Origin of the sequence: Cryobacterium algoritolerans, assembly GCF_004402785.1 — a bacterium.
GTDB classification, from domain to species: domain Bacteria; phylum Actinomycetota; class Actinomycetes; order Actinomycetales; family Microbacteriaceae; genus Cryobacterium; species Cryobacterium algoritolerans.
The window spans coordinates 1-15578 of the sequence record NZ_SOFP01000054.1 but is presented as its reverse complement, the minus strand read 5'-3'; the positions used below and the strand labels follow the sequence as shown (position 1 = coordinate 15578).

Below are 15578 nucleotides of genomic sequence, written 5' to 3'. Positions count from 1 at the left end.
GATGATCCCTTTCATGCGTCTTCACTGACGATGTGTGGGTGGGGAAGGCAGGCGCGACGGGAGGGATGGCGTCGCACTGCCGACTAAATGAATTGGGTTCGTTTAGTTTGAATGTGACGGCACCGGAATGCAAGCCAATTCGAAAGAAAAAAGATAACGTTCCGGATGTTTGGGCTGGAATCAGGCGTGCGGCCCCGACCGGGTGGACTCGAGGGCCGCGAGCAGCGCCTCGAGCCCGAACCGGAACGCCGCGTCGGCCGGGGCTGCGCCGGAGGTACGGTCCTGGCTCCGGACGGCATCGGTGAACGTCGGGCTCGAGTCGGCCAGGTCGCCGGTGTCGAAGATGTCGGCCGGCGCGTTGGCGTCGAGGGCGGAGCCGAAGATGAACGACTCGACGGCGACGATGGCCGGGATGATCGTCTCCCCTGGCACGCCGGCCTCGGCCAGTCCCACGGCGACGGTCTCGTACATTTTCAGGGTCTCAGGCGCGCCTGTGACCGGCAGCACGGCCACGAGGGGAACCAGGGGAGCGTGCCTGGCGAACACGTCCCGGTAGGACCACGCCCAGCGGCGCACTGCGGCATCCCACGGCTCTGAGCCGAACCCGCTCACGTCGACCATGGTCATCACATGGTCTTCCAGCCATTGCAGAACCTCCTGCTTGGAGGAGACGTGGTTGTAGAGCGCGGAGGGCGCGACCTTCAGTGTCCTGGCCAGGCTCGACATGGTGAAACCGCCATAGCCCTCGATCGTGATCACCTCGAGCGCCGCGATGGTGATCCTGCCCCGCGACAACACTTTCTCCAGCGGGCGCCCTGCGCGGCGCGGTGCGGTCCTGGCGGCGTCGGTCATCCGGTGGCTCCTCCCGAAGAGCGTGAGATGGCCAGATTAGACCATCCGAAATGACCGGTCGTCATTTCGCGCGCGACGGAGCGCCGGATGCCGAGCACCCCAAAAGGCCCGGCCGGGCGCCTTCGCCGACGGCTGCCTCCTCACGAACGCCCATATGGTCGCCGGTGCGTCCACCGGCACCGTCGACGTGATCGCCGAGCCGGAAGTGCCGGCTGCCCTCCGCTGACCACGCACGTCCCCCGGGATGTACGCGGTTCCCGCGAAGCCTTGACACCAACCGGCTTCAAAATTAGCGTGAGGAATGAGCCGGTGATTCGGCCGATTCCCTTCCCAGCAGGCGGGCGGGCCGGTCGAGATGGTGCAGTCTTGCCGGAGTTCAGGCGATCTCTATTGGGTGATCATCATGACGAAGCGGACAGATTCCCGGCTCCAGTTCCTGGGGGCTACCGACACGGTCACCGGCTCGAGGTTCCTGGTCGAATCGGACGGTCGCCGGATTCTCATCGATTGCGGCTTGTTCCAGGGCTACAAGCTGCTGCGCAATCGCAACCGGCTCGCGTTTCCCGTTTCGCCGGAGTCCCTCGCCGCCGTGCTGCTCACGCACGCCCACCTCGACCACACCGGCTACCTCCCGGCTCTCGTCCGGGACGGCTTCGGCGGCCCCGTCTACGCGACGAAGGGAACCACGGAGCTCAGTTCGCTGCTCCTGCCCGACAGCGGCTACCTCCTCGAGGAGGAGGCGAATTTCGCCAGGAAGCGCAAGTCGTCCCGGCACGAGAACCCTCGTCCTCTCTACACGGCGGAGGATGCCGTGACTAGCCTCGACTCGTTCCGGCCCCGGAACTTCGACCAGGAGATCGACCTCGGCGGCGGCATCCGGGCCACCTTCGTTCCGGCCGGCCACATCCTCGGGGCGGCCCAGATCCGGCTCTCGGTCGGCGACTCGACCGTGCACTTCACGGGTGACCTCGGCCGGGCGAACGACCCCCTGATGCACCCGCCTCGCCCGCTGGAGACCGTCGACGTGCTCGTGTCGGAATCGACCTACGGGGATCGCACGCACGACCCGGCGGATCCGGAGGCGGAACTGGGCGAGGTGATCCGCCGGGTCGCGGGGCGGGGCGGCGTCATCGTGATCCCCGCCTTCGCGGTCGGCCGGTCCGAGACCGTGCTGTTGCACCTCTCCCGGCTGCGTGACCACGGCGAGATACCGGACATCCCGGTCTACCTCAACAGCCCGATGGCGGTCAACGCCACCGAGATCTACCAGCGGCACCAGAGCGAGCACAGACTGACCGAGACCGAGTTCCACAGCATGTACGACCTCGCCAGGATGGTGCGCACCGTCGACGAATCCAAGCTGCTCAACCTGCGCGGCGGCCCGATGATCATCGTCTCCGCCAGCGGAATGCTCACCGGCGGCCGGGTGCTCCACCACCTCGCCGCCTACGGCTCAGACCCGCGCAACGCCATCATCCTGACCGGCTTCCAGGCTGGCGGCACCCGCGGTGCCGCCCTCCTGCGCGGTGACGACACCCTGCGTATCTTCGGCCGGGACGTCCCGATCACCGCTGAGGTCGTGGAGATCGGCAGCCTGTCGGCCCACGCCGACTCCGACGAGATCATCGAGTGGATGCGCGCAGCCCTGGTCGCACCGGTGATGACGTATCTCACCCACGGCGAGCCGGCGGCCTCCGACACCCTGCGGTTGCGGATCAAGCACGAACTGGGCTGGAACGTGCGGGTGCCGGAGCACCTCGAGCGGATCGATCCGGCGGCGCCCCGCTGAGCCGGGGCGAGCCGGATTCCGTGATAATTTCGGCAGACCATGACCGATCCCCTGCAGAACGATTCCTCGAGCAGCGATTCCCGGAGCACCGAGCCTCTGCCCGCGCGCCAGCGACCGCTGACCAGGGTCGAGGTCGCCGATGTCGCGGTGCGACTGTTCCACGAGCGCGGCTACGAGGCCACGAGCGCCACCGAGATCGCCGAGGCGGCCGGGGTGTCCCGCAGCACGTTCTTCCGGCAGTTCGGCTCGAAGGACGACGTGATCTTCGCCGACCACGATGAGCTGCTCGAACAGATCGTGCGCCATTTCGAGTTGCCGCACGCCGACCCGTGGCTGGCCGTCTGCGAGGCGGCGACCATGGTCTTCGAACGGTTCCGTGAACGCCTCGAGGTCGGGCGGATCAGGGACCTGGTCGTGCGCGCGACCCCCGTGCTACGCGACCGTGAGACCGTCATGGTGATCCGGTACGAACGGATGTTCGCCAGTTACCTCAGGTCCTCTCTGCCCATGGTGCCGGCGCTGGCCGCCATCCGCTTCGCGGCCGCGGTGACGGCCACCCACAATTACGAGCTACGCCGCCTGATCCGCTCGACGGCCGCCGGCGCCCGTGCCGCCGACCTGCCCGCAGAGCTGGCCGACGAACTCGCCGGGGTTCGGCTGATGTTCCGACCCGACGGCCGCCCGCCCGCGGGGACGGCCGACCCCGGGCTGGACCTGCTCGTCGCCGTCTTCCCCGCCTCGATGGACCCCGGCGACGTGGCCAGGGCCGTCGAGGAACGGCTCCGCGCGGCGACGAGCGCACCCGACGCCTGAGACTCAGTGCCACTTGACCTGAGACTGTGTGTCAGGTACAACTTGTAGCTGAAGCTTTTCGACCGGCGCAAGGGGGCACCGTGAACGGTGTGTTGACCACACGAATCGACGTCACAAACCGGATGGTCGGTGGCCGCACGATCGCGCTGGTGGTCTTCACGCCTCCGGCCGGCGGGCTGATCTCCTGGACACGGGAGGCCCTCGCCGCCGTCGCCGCCGCGGTCCGCGGCATCGACCTGGCCTCGGTCGACGCGGTGGCCTTCACCGGCACAGGCGCGGTCTTCGGCGCCGGCGCCGACCTGGCCGCCTTCGGTTCCGTCGCCACCCACACGGAGGGTGAACAGATCGCCCGCGATGGCTACACGGCGTTCAACCAGATCGGCCGGCTCGGGCTGCCCACCTTTGCCTTCCTCAACGGCGTCGCGCTTGGCGGTGCATTCGAGCTGGCCCTCTGCGCCGATTACCGTACCGTCGCCGCAACAGCGACCAACCTCGGTCTCCCCGAGGTGCGCCTCGGCCTCGTACCGGGCTGGGGCGGCCTCAGCCTGCTCGCCGACCTCATCGGCGCGGGCCCCGCGGCGGAGATCGCGGTCACCCGCTCCCTCTCCGGCCGCTCGCTCACCGCGGCGGACATTGCCGCCCTCGGGGTCGCTGACGCCGTGATCGAGGACCCCGACTTCATCGGGGCGTCACTCGCCTGGGCGGCCGGTGTCCTGAACGGGAGGGCTGAAGCGGATGCGGCGGACACCCCGGCCGACCTGCCGACGCTCTCGCGGACTGTCGCGCAGGCGGCCTGGCAGCCCGAGGCGCTGCGCGCAGCGGTGCGGAAGCGGATCCCCGGCGAACTGCCCGCCGTCGAGAAGACCCTTGAGCTGCTCTCGACCTGGCAGCACAGGAACGGGGGCCGCCCGGCATCCGCGCCCGCCGGCCGGCTGGGACGCACGGCCGCGCGACTGGCACGCGGCGGCGACCCGATCGAGGCCGAGACCATCGTCGCCTTCGGGGAACTGCTCCAGACCGACGAGTGCCGTGCCGGCATCTACGCGTTCTTCACCCTGCAGGCGGCCCGGAAACGCGGCCGGCCCGGCGGACCGGGCGCCGTCAGTCAGGTCGGGGTCGTCGGCGGCGGTCGGATGGCCACCCAGCTCGCCCTGGTCTTCGCGGAGCGTCTCGGCGTGCCCGTGCGGGTCACCGATCTCACCCCGGAGCAGGTCGCCCAGGCGCTGGACTGCATCGCCGACCAGCTTGGCCGGGCCGTGAAACGCGGCACCATGACGCCGGGGACCGCAACCCGGGTCGCGGCGCTCATCACCGGCACCAGCGACATCACCGACCTCGCCGGCAGTGACATCGTGATCGAGGCCGTCTTCGAAGACCTGGCCGTCAAACGCGGCGTCTGGGAGTCGGTCGAACGCGTCGTGCGGCCCGACACGTTGCTGCTCACCAACACCTCCTCGCTCTCGATCGCCGACCAGGGATCGGCGCTCCTGCACCCGGAGCGCCTGATCGGTTTCCACTTCTTCAACCCGGTCGCGGTGCTCCCGCTGGTCGAAATCGTGCGGGCCCCGCGCAATACCGATGCCGTCGTCGCCGCGGCGTTCGCGCTCGCCGGGGCGCTCGGCAAGACCGCCGTGCTCGTGAAGGACTCCGCTGGTTTCGTCGTCAACCGGCTGATCACCCGCTGGTTCAGCGACACCCTCCGCCTGATCGACGCGGGCGCGGATGCGAGACTCGTCGACGACGCGCTCGTCGCCGACGGGTTCCCGATGACGCCGCTCACCCTGATCCGGCACATCGGTCCCCCCGTGCAGCTGCACATCCTCGCCCACCTCGGACAGTGCCTCGGCGACCGGTTCACGGTGAGCCCGAGCCTGCGCCGCCTCGTGCAACTGTCACTGCCGAGCTACGTCGGGCCGGACGGCCGCCTCACTCCCGCCGCGGCAGACGCGATCCAGTCGATCCTGCCGTCGCCGGTCGAACGAGCCGAGCTTCCGGTCGGCACCGCCGCCGTGCGCGCAATGCTCCTTCACGGCCTGGCCGATGAGGCCGGGCGGATGCTTGCCGACGGCACGGTGCAGAGCGCCGCCGACATCGATGCCTGCATGATCCTCGGGGCCAACTTCCCGCACCACACCGGCGGGCTGACCCCGCTGCTGGACCGCTCCGGCGCAGCCCTCGCCGCCCGCGGCACCCTCTTCCACCCGTAACCTCACCACTCCTCACCACTCCTCACCACTCCTCACCACTCCCCGAAAGGTAAAACCGTGGCCGACTACGACGTATCCACTCCGCTCGACACCGACTACTACGGTCTCTTCGCCGACGTTCCCGCCGCAGACCGGGCATTCTGGGACCGAGCCCGCGCCTTCGCCGAGGAGACTCTGGATGAGGTGAACGAGGCCTGGGACAAGGCCGAATACCCGCTCCACCTCGCCCGCAGACTCGGCGAACTCGATCTGCTCACCGACGGTGTCGTCGGTCAGGGACTCACCCCGATGTCGGCCCTCGCTGCCGGGCTGGTCAACATGGAGATTTCCCGCGGCGACGGGTCGATGGGCACCGTGGTCGCCGTGCAGGGCGGGCTGGCGCTGCGCAGCATCGCCCTCTTCGGCAGCGAAGAGCAGAAGCGGCGCTGGCTCGTGCCACTGGCCCGGGCCGAGAAGCTGGGTGCCTTCGCCCTGACCGAACCCGACCACGGCTCCGACTCGGTCGGCCTCGAGACGACCGCGACGCGCGACGGCGACGAATGGGTGATCACCGGCGAGAAGAAGTGGATCGGCAACGGCTCGGTCGGCGATGTTACCGTCGTCTGGGCCAGGGATGACGACGGAAATGTGCGCGGTTTCCTGGTCGAACAGGACAATCCCGGCTACCACGCGACCACCATCACCGGCAAGGGGTCGCTGCGCGCGATCCACCAGGCCCGGATCGTGCTCGACGGCGCACGCGTTCCACTGGAGGCCGTGCTGCCCGGCACGCGCACCTTCAAGGAGGCCTCCGTTGTGCTCTTCGCGACCCGGCTCGGGGTGGCCTGGTCGGCCCTCGGCCATGCCACCGCCGTCTTCGAGGCCGCTCTGAACTACTCCACGCAGCGCATCCAGTTCGGCAAGCCGCTCGCCGCGTTCCAGCTCGTGCAGGAGCGGTTGACCATGATGCTCTCCCAGCTCACCTCCATGCAGCTGCACTGCCTGCGCCTGGCCGCGCTTGACGACGCCGGCACGCTGCGGCCGATCCAGGCCTCGCTCGCGAAATACCACAACACCAGGGCGGCGCGGGAGATCGCGGCCATGGCCAGGGACATGCTCGGCGGCAACGGCATCCTGCTCGAAAACCACGTGATCAGGCACCTCGCCGACATCGAATCCCTGCACACCTACGAGGGGACCGAGAGCGTGCAGTCGCTCCTGATCGGGAGGGACCTCACCGGCATCAGCGCATTCCGCTGATCTCCGGCACGACGTAACCGCTCCACTCTCGCAGCAAACGATGGACAAAGGAGTCCCCACGTGTTCGAACAGATGAACCTGCTTGACCAGACCAGCGGCATCGAACCGGCGACTGGCCTGGCCAACGATGCCCCGCTCACCCCGATGCGGTTCCTGCAACGGTCCGCGGAGGTGTACCCGAACAAGGACGCCATCCTCTACGGCGGCCGCCGCTACAGCTACAGCGAGTTCCGGGCGGCCGCCGAACGGCTGGCGCGAGGCATCCGCGCCCGGATCGCGCCGGGGGACCGGGTCGTGTTCCTGGCGCCGAACGTGCCGGAGATGCTGATCGCGCACTTCGCGGTGCCGCTCGCCGGCGGGATCCTGATCGCGCTGAACTCCCGGCTGGCCCGGCCGGAGATCGAGTATGTGCTCGCGCACTCCGAGGCGACGCTCCTCTTCGTCGACGCCGAGCTGGTCGCGACGGTCGGCGACTCCCGCCCCGCGTCGCCGTTCCTCACCGGCGTGATCGAGATGCCCGATGCCGAGTTCGGGCTTGCCTCCAGCGGCCTCGATTTCGGGCAGGAGAGCCTCGAATCCTTCCTTGCCGCCGCGGATGCCGCGGCCCTGGCCGATCCCCGGCCGCTCCGCTGGGACATCGACGACGAGCGCTCCCCCCTGACCATCAACTACACCTCCGGCACGACCGGCAAGCCGAAGGGCGTTGTCTACTCCCATCGCGGCGCCTACCTGAACTCCTTCGGCGAGGTATTCCACAACTCGTTCACGAGCGACTCGGTCTACCTGTGGACACTGCCGATGTTCCACTGCAACGGCTGGTGCACGCCCTGGGCCGTCACGGCGGCCGGCGCCACCCACGTCTGCCTGCGCGCGGTACGCCCGGGAAACGTCTGGACGGCCATCGACACCCTCGGCATCACCAACCTCTGCGGTGCCCCCACAGTCTGCAGCCTGATCGCGAACGCGGCAGAGGCGCACCCGCTGGAGCGACCGTTGAGCATTACGACGGCCGGCGCCCCGCCCGCCCCGAGCGTGATCGAACAGCTGGAACGCCTCGGCGTGAAGGTCGTGCACGTGTACGGCCTCACCGAGGTCTATGGCCCGTACACGATTTGCGAATACCAGTCGGACTGGGACGCCCTGCCGGGAGACGAGCGAGCCCGTATGATCTCCCGCCAGGGCGTCGGGATGTTGCAGGCCGAATCGGCGCGCGTCGTCGACCCGGAGATGGCCGACGTTCCCCGCGACGGCAGCACGATCGGCGAGATCGTGCTGCGCGGCAATAACGTCATGCTCGGCTACTACAAGGATCCTGCGGCGACCCTGGAGGCGTTCAGGGGAGGCTGGTTCCACACCGGCGACCTGGCGGTGATGCACCCCGACGGGTACCTCGAGCTCAAGGACCGGGTCAAGGACATCATCATCTCCGGCGGGGAGAACATCTCCTCGATCGAGGTGGAGAACGCGATCCTCTCGCACCCGACCGTGCTCGACGTGGCCGTGGTGGGCATCCCGCACGAGAAGTGGGGCGAACGACCGAAGGCCTACGTCGTGCTCCGGCCGGACCATGCCGTGACCGCGGTCGACCTGCTCACCCACACCCGCTACCTGATCGCGAGCTTCAAGGTGCCTGACCACGTGCACTTCGTCGAGACGCTGCCGCGCACGGCCACCGGAAAGGTGATGAAGATGATGCTGGGGGAGCTGCACCAGGACTCCGTGCCCGGCGGCTGAGCCGCTGACCGCTACACTCCGACTCATGGTTCTCGCGGTGATCGGTGCGGTGCTGCTCCTGCTCGGCGCCGTCGCCGTGCTGACGGGCGTGCTACCGGTCGACGCGCTGCTCACCCTCGCCGACCGGGTCGGCCCGATCCTGCTCTTCGTCATCGCGATGACCGTCGTCACCGAGCTCTGCAGCGAGGCTGGGGTCTTCCGCTGGGTGGCGCTCCGGCTGCGGCACTGGGGAGGCGGCCGGGCCTGGCTGCTCTGGCTGTGGGTGGCCGGCTTCGCCATCCTGACGACGGTCTTCCTCTCGCTCGACACCACTGCGGTGCTGCTCACGCCGGTGGTAGTGGTGGTGGCCCGCCAGGTCGGTCTGCCGCCGTTGCCGTTCGCCCTGACGACCGTCTGGCTGGCGAACACCGCGAGCCTGCTGCTGCCGATCTCCAACCTGACGAACCTGCTGGCGCAGCACAGGCTCGGCGGTGTCACTCCGCTGGGATTCGCCGCCCTCACGGCGGCGCCGGCTTTGGTCGCGATCATCGTGCCGCTCGCCATGGTGGCCCTCGTCTTCCGCAAGGAGCTCGGCAAGAAATACGAGAGTGTGCCGGTGCAGCGCACCCGCACGTCCGGAACGACCGGGGCGCCGGCATACGGTGCCCGCGACCGGGTGCTGCTCGGGGTCAGCGCCGCCGTGCTGGTCGCCCTCCTGCCGGCGCTGGTCGTGGGCATCCCAGTCTGGATCCCGTCGGCCATTGCGGCCGTAGTGCTCGCGGTGACGTTCCTGGTGCGCCGGCCGAGGGTGCTCGGCCCGGCACTGATCCCCTGGTCGCTGCTCGTATTCAGCGCCGGCCTGTTCCTGGTGATGGAGGCGTTGGCGCACCTCGGCCTGCCGGCACTGCTCACGGTTGTGGCCGGCACCGGGAACGCGCCGGCGGACCTGTTTCGGCTCGCCGGCGCGAGCCTGGTCGGCGCGAACCTGATCAACAACCTGCCGGCCTATCTGGCGCTCGAGCCGGTCGCTGACGGGACGAAGCGGCTGCTGGCCGTGCTGATCGGCGCGAACGTCGGACCGCTGATCACACCCTGGGCATCGCTGGCGACCCTGCTCTGGCACAGCCGGCTGGAGAAGATGAACGTGCTGATCACCTGGCGGGGTTACGCCCTGTTCGGTCTGGTGCTGGCGCCGGTCACGGTTGGCCTGAGCGTGCTCGCAATGATTGCCGCGAGCGCGTGACAATGGGCGACGACGCGCGAGACTGGTGCAGGCCGTCCCGAAGGAGCTCACCATGATCACCCTTGAACGCATCGACGACATCGTCGTCCACGGGGGAATCGTCGTCACCAGCGACGGGGCGAAAATCGGCTCTGTCGAGCAGGTCTTCCTCAGCGAGGCCTCCGGGAATCCGGCCTTCGTGACGGTGCGCACCGGGCTGTTCGGCATGTCAGAGTCGTTCGTGCCCCTGGCCGGGGCGAAGATCGACGGATCCAGAATCCTCGTCGCCTTCGACCGCACCCAGATCAGGAACGGGCCGAGGATCGAGAGCGATCGCGGCTCGATCACGGTCGACGAGGAGAGCGAGCTCTACCGCTACTACGGCGTACCGGAGGAAGAACTTTCTGCCGAAGCGTCCGAGGCGGGCGACCCCGAGGAATTCGGCCCCGCACAGGCGGTCGTCGTCGAGGTGAAGGATGCCGCCCCGCCTGCGGCGGGACCGCCGACCCCGCCACACCCGGACCACCAGCCGCCACCCCATCCCGGGTCCCACCCGCACCCGATTCACGGGGACGGGCCGCCGCCGCACCTCCTTAAGCATGTGGTCGACGGGCACCGCTCGCCGCCGCCGAACCACCACCGACACCCGCCCACGCCGTAGGGCGACGACCAATTCGCGGGATCCAGGGGAGTTTCGCCGGGCGGGGACGTACCCTGTCATTCAACAATTCGGCCTCGCCCCAGTCTCGCCGCAGTATCCGAGTGTCTTCGGGCCGGCTGGTGCAAACGTGACCACCGGTCCGCTGCGAACTGCGGACCGGCACGTGCACGGCCGCAACCGAACCAAGTCCACGCACCGAGGCCGGCAACGGCGCTGGCACCCGGTGTGACAGAACCAGAAACACAGGGTCATGACTGACGACGAACTCCTGCTCGAAACCGATTACACCAGTTACGCGAATTCCTGCCGCGATCCGCACATCGCCCCGGGGGACGACCTGGTGGAATGCCGACGGCAACGCGACCACGACGACACCCACGGCACCCGAGCCGGCGGGCGAGCCCTCCGCTGGCTCGCCCACCAGGGCCTGGGCCCGCTGCCCTGAACTTCCGGGCCCGCCTTGACTTCCGGGCCCGCCTGAACTTCCGGGCGCGCCTGAATTCTCATCCTCCGGGATTCGTGTCCGCCCGGGCCTCGCAGGAGCGACTGCGCCGCTATGCGGCGCCGATGGTCCAGGACTGTTCCTCCCTGGCGTCCTGCCGTTCGGCGAGGCTGCCATCGAGTTCGTGCACGACTTCCGGCCAGGAAACGTGGCGGTCATCATCAACGACCGCCGTGCCGTAGACCCCGCAGGATCGGCAGTAGGCGAGCAACACCCAGTCACGATCTTTCATGCGCTCAATGATGACCCCCGGTCGGGGGTCCATGCAATCCTCTTTCCGTCCGTCTTCCCGCCCACGGGACGTCAGTCGAGGAATTGTCGCCTGCTCCGGCCAGGTCGCCGGTGAAGCCGGTTTTCGGCCCAACGGGGGGAGGACGCCGACCGCCCGGTTAGGCTGGGGAGGGCACGATCGACGGCAACTCCGGCGTGTTCACGCTTATTGAGCTGAGCTCGACGAACAAAGGTTCACATGAAGAAGAACGATTCCGCCCTTCCCCGCATCCGCGCGATGATCCGGAGCGACGGCACGGGCGAGCTGACCATCGACGGCGAGAGCCAGCGGATCACCGCCGTCGACGAGGCCGGCGTCCGCGAGGAAATCATCAATCGGGTCGCGGCGACTGCCCGCACGATCGGTCGCCCGGTCCGACTGACCGCGGAGGACGAGCAGGGCCAGTCGCCCCTGATCGTTCACCCCGACGGCGACGTGGACGCGGACGGAGACTTCATCCCCGCGGCCGCCATGCCCAGTACGACCCGCCCGCTCGCCCTCCCAGGGGAAACCTCACCGGACAGCGGCGATCATGACGACTCCGCGGAGGTCGCGGTCGAACCGGCGGCATACCGATCCACGATGATCGAGCCTGCTCCCGATGCGACGGCCGGCGATGACCGGACCGCGTTCGAGGCAGCGGCGCCGTCCGCGGAGCCCGGCGCCGGGCTTTTCGAGAACCTCGTGTTCGACCGCGATCTCGACGAGGATGTCGACGACGAGCCGACGCAACCGTCTGACCGCCCGGCGGCCGCCGGTTTGCCGGTGCGTGCTTCCGTTTCCGGCAGCGCATCCGGTACGGGCGCCGCACCCGCCGGCGCTGGCCCGAACCTGTCAGACTTCATGAGCTCACGGCCGCCGATGGTGGAGGGTCCGGCCCAACAGGGCTGGCAGGGTACGGTGCGCAGGCTGTCCGGCGGACTGGTCTCTCCCGGACCCGGCACCGTTGAACTCTCGCGCCGATCGGCGGTTGCTTCCGTGCAGCGCAGTCTGATCGGCCCGCGCACCATCGTCGTGCTGAACCCGAAGGGCGGCGCGCACAAGACCACCGCCACTCTGCTGATCGCGGCGACCTTCGGCATCCATCGCGGCGGTTACACCCTCGCCTGGGACAACAACGAGACGATGGGAACCCTCGGCGTGCGGGCGCAGACCGCGCACCACACCAACACCGCAGTCGACCTCCTGCGCGACCTGGAAGACTTCGCCTACTCAACTTCGGCCCGGGTCGGCGACCTCGACAACTACGTGCGTAACCAGGGCGACGCCCGGTTCGACGCCCTCGCCTCCGACCTCGACCCGGCCGGGGCCGCCAGCATCGACGACGTCGCCTTCGGGAAGCTCCACGCCGCGCTCAGCCGGTTCTATCGGGTGCTGATCATCGACACCGGCAACAACATGCGCGCCTCCAACTGGGAAGCGGCCGTCGAGACCGCCGACCAGCTCGTCGTGGTCTCGACCATCCGTGAGGACACCGCCTACGGGGCGGCGTCGCTGCTCGACGGGCTGCGGCTGAAGGGCCATGGCGACAAGGTCGCCCAGGCCGTGACCATCCTCGCCTCGCCGGCCAAGACCGCGGACCGCGCGCTTTCCCGCCGGCTGCACGACCACTTCAGCCAGCTCACCCGCGCCGTCGTCGACGTGCCGTACGACCCGGCCCTCGTCGCCGGCGGGCCGTTGAACATCGAGGCGCTCGCACCGCGCACGCGAGAGGCCTGGCTCTTCGCCACGGCCGCGATCGCCGAGGGGCTCTGACCGTCGAGCGGGCGCCCGGTTCGAGCGCCCGGTTCGGGCGCCCGGTTCGTGCAGACACAGCAAGCACGGATGTCGACAGGTCATACTGTTCGAGGCCCATTGACGAACAGAGAGATCAGCGTGCGTAAACTCCCCGTATTCATTTCCGTTGCCACAGTGGCCGTCCTCGCGCTCTCCGGGTGCAGCGGGTCCCCGTCGGCCGAGTCGACCTCGGCCGCGACGGCTCTCACCTGCACCGATTCCGGCAAGAGCTCGGATGCCGTCAAGGTGACGGGCAAGGCCGACGCCGAACCCACCGTGAAGTTCACCTCGCCGCTCACGGCCAAGACCACCGAGCGCACTGAGGTCACCAAGGGCAAGGGTGCGGCCGTCAAGAACGGCGAAGCCGTTGAAATCGCATACACGGCCTACAACGCCTCCACGGGGGCGAAGCTCAACGGCGGCGGGTACGGCAAGGCTGCCGGACTGACCGTCACGGTCGCCAAGACCGCCAGCATCATCCCCGGCATCCTCAAGGGCATCGCCTGCTCCAACGTGGGCTCCCGAGTCGCCGTCGTCGTTCCGCCCGCCGACGCCTTCGGCACCAAGGGCAACACCGACCTCAAGGTCGCCGCGACCGACAACATCATCTTCGTCATCGACGTCAAGGGCAAGGTGGCGACCCGCGCGAACGGCAAGGACCAGAAGCCCCAGGACGGCTTCCCGGCGGTCACGCTCGCCAAGGACGGCACACCGACCGTGAAGGTGCCCAAGGCAGAAGCGCCAGCCGAGCTCAAGACCGAGGTGCTCAAGAAGGGCACCGGCGGCGTCGTCGCCGATGGCGCGACCGTGACAGTGCAGTACTCCGGCGTCATTTGGGGGACCGGCAAGGTCTTCGACCAGAGCTGGGGCAAGGGTGGCCCGGCCACATTCGCCACGAGCAACGTCGTTCCCGGCTTCGCCCAGGGGCTGATCGGCCAGACGGTCGGATCCCAGGTCGTCATCGTCATCCCGCCGGCACTCGGCTACGGCACGACCGGCAACACCACCGCGGGAATCACCGGCACGGATACTCTCGTTTTCGTCGTCGACATCCTCGCTTCCGCGTAACGCGGGGCGGTTTCCGCCGGTTCTCTTGTGGAAAGGGTTGCCCGCCGATGCAACGCACCATGTTCAAGTCCAAGATCCACCGCGCTACCGTGACGCAATCCGACCTGCACTACGTGGGCTCGTTGACGGTCGACCTGGACCTGCTGGATGCTGCCGACCTGCTTCCCGGCGAGATGGCGAGCATCGTCAACGTGAACACTGGGAGCCGGTTCGAAACGTACCTCATCGCGGGGGAGCGCGGCAGCGGGGTGGTCGGCGTCAACGGCGCGGCCGCCCGGCTGGCCCTCGAGGGTGACCTCGTCATCATCATCTCCTACGCCCAGATGAGCACCGAGGAGGCCAGGGCGTACGAGCCGACCGTGGTCCACGTCGACGGGCGCAACCGGATCGTCGCCGTCGACACGGATCCGGCGGGCGCGCACGTCGACGGCCTGGTCAGTCCGCCGTTGAGCTGGCACTAGGCGAGATCTTCCGCCTGTCGGCCGGCCTCTTCCCGACCGGCGCTACCGCTTCTCGAACCGGCCGGTCTTCTCCGTGAGCCTGTGTGAGCCTGATGCGAAAGAGCACCCGCCTCTTCCCGACCGGCGCTACCGCTTCTCGAACCGGCCGGTCTTCTCCGTGAGCCTGATGCGAAAGAGCACCTGCCTCTCGTGTGGCGTCGGGGCGGAGTCGTGCGCGTGAGGGGACGCAAGTGGAGTCCCGTCTGGGCCGAGGTGAGGCTGCGCGGTCGTGCCGGTCAGCATCGGCGCCAAGCGGGTGGCGAGGGTGTGCATTCCGGCCTTCGCCTCATCGCCGTGCAGCTGCTCGAAGATTCCCCAGGCGATCACGATCTGCCAGTGGCCCTGGTCGTCGACACGTTCGACCTCAAAGCACACCGCGGGATTGGCGCGCATCATCCGCACCTTCGTGCCTGTGGCGCTGTGCCCGTAGACGCTGCCGTCGGAATACCGCAATAGGAGTAGGTGATCGGAACGATGTAGGGGTGGTCGTCGACGTGGCAGCCGATCCTGCCGATCACCGCGGCGTCCAGCACATCTTCAATTTGTTGTGTATTCGATTCGCCGAGCATGCCGAAAGTGTCAACCCGATGCGGCCCGGCGCCAGTGCCATTGGTCCCCGGCCGCCGCGTCTCATCGGGAAATGAATCGCACCGCCAGAGCGCACCTGAACCTCGAAGCCCTGGCGCCGGCGCGTCTCGTCGTCTCGGTCGCGATCGCCGCAGACCAAGGCGATGCGGACGGCACCGGGCAGGCCGAGTTCTCCGGGCTGGCCGGGCTGGACCTGCTCGCCGGTGTCAGTTCCAGGGTCGGTCGCCGGCTCTCCGCGAGAGTGCACTTTTCGCCCCTTCGGCGGTGGTTTTAGGGCCAAAAGTGCACTCTCGCGAGCGCGGCGCGGCGGGGCGGGGCGCGGCGGGGCGTGGCGCGGCGGGGCAGGGCGGGGCGGGGCGGGAGCGGAGCTTCATTTT

At 68.7% G+C, this 15578-nt stretch carries 16 protein-coding genes; 13 read left to right on the top strand and 3 right to left on the bottom strand.

The genetic code is table 11. The features are described from left to right. Positions 1-180: 180 nt before the first annotated feature. Positions 181-852 carry a TetR/AcrR family transcriptional regulator C-terminal domain-containing protein gene (locus tag E3O19_RS12205; protein WP_134567965.1) on the bottom strand — a complete coding sequence of 224 codons (672 nt, stop codon included), beginning with the start codon at positions 850-852 and terminating at the stop codon, positions 181-183. Positions 853-1255: 403 nt separating this feature from the next. On the opposite strand from E3O19_RS12205, the gene E3O19_RS12200 reads away from it, so the two are divergent. From E3O19_RS12200 to E3O19_RS12165, 8 genes are all read left to right on the top strand, one after another. Then, positions 1256-2641 (top strand): MBL fold metallo-hydrolase RNA specificity domain-containing protein, encoded by a 1386-nt coding sequence (locus tag E3O19_RS12200; protein WP_134567963.1) that lies wholly within the window; start codon positions 1256-1258, stop codon positions 2639-2641. A 39-nt stretch (positions 2642-2680) separates the two neighbouring features. Further along, positions 2681-3454 (top strand): TetR/AcrR family transcriptional regulator, encoded by a 774-nt coding sequence (locus E3O19_RS12195; protein ID WP_134567961.1) that lies wholly within the window; start codon positions 2681-2683, stop codon positions 3452-3454. A gap of 89 nt (positions 3455-3543) precedes the next feature. Then, on the top strand, positions 3544-5661 hold the full coding sequence (locus E3O19_RS12190; protein WP_134567959.1) for a 3-hydroxyacyl-CoA dehydrogenase NAD-binding domain-containing protein: 2118 nt from the start codon (positions 3544-3546) through the stop codon (positions 5659-5661). A 57-nt stretch (positions 5662-5718) separates the two neighbouring features. Continuing rightward, positions 5719-6900: an acyl-CoA dehydrogenase family protein gene (locus tag E3O19_RS12185; protein ID WP_134567957.1), complete on the top strand. Its 1182-nt coding sequence runs from the start codon at positions 5719-5721 to the stop codon at positions 6898-6900. Positions 6901-6960: 60 nt separating this feature from the next. Further along, a complete protein-coding gene (locus tag E3O19_RS12180) occupies positions 6961-8634 on the top strand; it encodes an AMP-binding protein (protein ID WP_338145098.1) in 1674 nt (557 codons plus the stop codon). A 25-nt stretch (positions 8635-8659) separates the two neighbouring features. Further along, the gene (locus E3O19_RS12175; protein ID WP_134567955.1) at positions 8660-9856 is read left to right on the top strand and encodes an SLC13 family permease; all 1197 of its coding nucleotides are present in this window, start codon (positions 8660-8662) and stop codon (positions 9854-9856) included. Between the two features lie 52 nt (positions 9857-9908). Next, positions 9909-10496: a PRC-barrel domain-containing protein gene (locus E3O19_RS12170; RefSeq protein ID WP_134567953.1), complete on the top strand. Its 588-nt coding sequence runs from the start codon at positions 9909-9911 to the stop codon at positions 10494-10496. A gap of 250 nt (positions 10497-10746) precedes the next feature. Beyond that, positions 10747-10941 carry a hypothetical protein gene (locus tag E3O19_RS12165; protein ID WP_134567951.1) on the top strand — a complete coding sequence of 65 codons (195 nt, stop codon included), beginning with the start codon at positions 10747-10749 and terminating at the stop codon, positions 10939-10941. Positions 10942-11050: 109 nt separating this feature from the next. Here the strand turns inward: E3O19_RS12165 and E3O19_RS12160 are convergent, their stop codons facing one another. Then, on the bottom strand, positions 11051-11230 hold the full coding sequence (locus E3O19_RS12160; RefSeq protein ID WP_134567949.1) for a hypothetical protein: 180 nt from the start codon (positions 11228-11230) through the stop codon (positions 11051-11053). Positions 11231-11467: 237 nt separating this feature from the next. Between E3O19_RS12160 and E3O19_RS12155 the strand changes: the two genes are divergently transcribed. The 3 genes from E3O19_RS12155 to panD all read left to right on the top strand — a co-directional run bounded on the left by E3O19_RS12155 (position 11468) and on the right by panD (position 14574). Continuing rightward, complete coding sequence (locus tag E3O19_RS12155; protein ID WP_134567947.1) at positions 11468-13024, top strand: MinD/ParA family ATP-binding protein; 1557 nt, start codon at positions 11468-11470, stop codon at positions 13022-13024. Positions 13025-13144: 120 nt separating this feature from the next. Then, complete coding sequence (locus tag E3O19_RS12150) at positions 13145-14113, top strand: FKBP-type peptidyl-prolyl cis-trans isomerase (RefSeq protein WP_166804560.1); 969 nt, start codon at positions 13145-13147, stop codon at positions 14111-14113. Between the two features lie 47 nt (positions 14114-14160). Further along, complete coding sequence (gene panD / locus E3O19_RS12145; RefSeq protein ID WP_134567943.1) at positions 14161-14574, top strand: aspartate 1-decarboxylase; 414 nt, start codon at positions 14161-14163, stop codon at positions 14572-14574. Between the two features lie 126 nt (positions 14575-14700). Here the strand turns inward: panD and E3O19_RS12140 are convergent, their stop codons facing one another. Beyond that, positions 14701-15066: a pyridoxamine 5'-phosphate oxidase family protein gene (locus E3O19_RS12140; RefSeq protein WP_198413902.1), complete on the bottom strand. Its 366-nt coding sequence runs from the start codon at positions 15064-15066 to the stop codon at positions 14701-14703. Between the two features lie 29 nt (positions 15067-15095). On the opposite strand from E3O19_RS12140, the gene E3O19_RS18120 reads away from it, so the two are divergent. Beyond that, entirely contained in the window at positions 15096-15257 is a 162-nt protein-coding gene (locus E3O19_RS18120; protein WP_198413901.1) for a hypothetical protein, read from the top strand. Continuing rightward, positions 15254-15475, top strand: coding sequence for a hypothetical protein (locus E3O19_RS12135; RefSeq protein ID WP_134567941.1), 222 nt, complete (start codon positions 15254-15256; stop codon positions 15473-15475). The genes E3O19_RS18120 and E3O19_RS12135 overlap by 4 nt, the downstream gene beginning before the upstream one ends. Positions 15476-15578 lie beyond the last annotated feature (103 nt).

Excerpts from the sequence above, each read along its gene's own strand:
- E3O19_RS12205 (WP_134567965.1), bottom strand. The coding sequence starts at position 852 with ATGACCGACGCCGCCAGGACCGCACCGCGCCGCGCAGGGCGCCCGCTG.
- E3O19_RS12200 (WP_134567963.1), top strand. The coding sequence starts at position 1,256 with ATGACGAAGCGGACAGATTCCCGGCTCCAGTTCCTGGGGGCTACCGAC.
- E3O19_RS12195 (WP_134567961.1), top strand. The coding sequence starts at position 2,681 with ATGACCGATCCCCTGCAGAACGATTCCTCGAGCAGCGATTCCCGGAGC.
- E3O19_RS12175 (WP_134567955.1), top strand. The coding sequence starts at position 8,660 with ATGGTTCTCGCGGTGATCGGTGCGGTGCTGCTCCTGCTCGGCGCCGTC.
- E3O19_RS12170 (WP_134567953.1), top strand. The coding sequence starts at position 9,909 with ATGATCACCCTTGAACGCATCGACGACATCGTCGTCCACGGGGGAATC.
- E3O19_RS12165 (WP_134567951.1), top strand. The coding sequence starts at position 10,747 with ATGACTGACGACGAACTCCTGCTCGAAACCGATTACACCAGTTACGCG.
- E3O19_RS12160 (WP_134567949.1), bottom strand. The coding sequence starts at position 11,230 with ATGAAAGATCGTGACTGGGTGTTGCTCGCCTACTGCCGATCCTGCGGG.
- E3O19_RS12155 (WP_134567947.1), top strand. The coding sequence starts at position 11,468 with ATGAAGAAGAACGATTCCGCCCTTCCCCGCATCCGCGCGATGATCCGG.
- panD (WP_134567943.1), top strand. The coding sequence starts at position 14,161 with ATGCAACGCACCATGTTCAAGTCCAAGATCCACCGCGCTACCGTGACG.
- E3O19_RS12135 (WP_134567941.1), top strand. The coding sequence starts at position 15,254 with ATGAATCGCACCGCCAGAGCGCACCTGAACCTCGAAGCCCTGGCGCCG.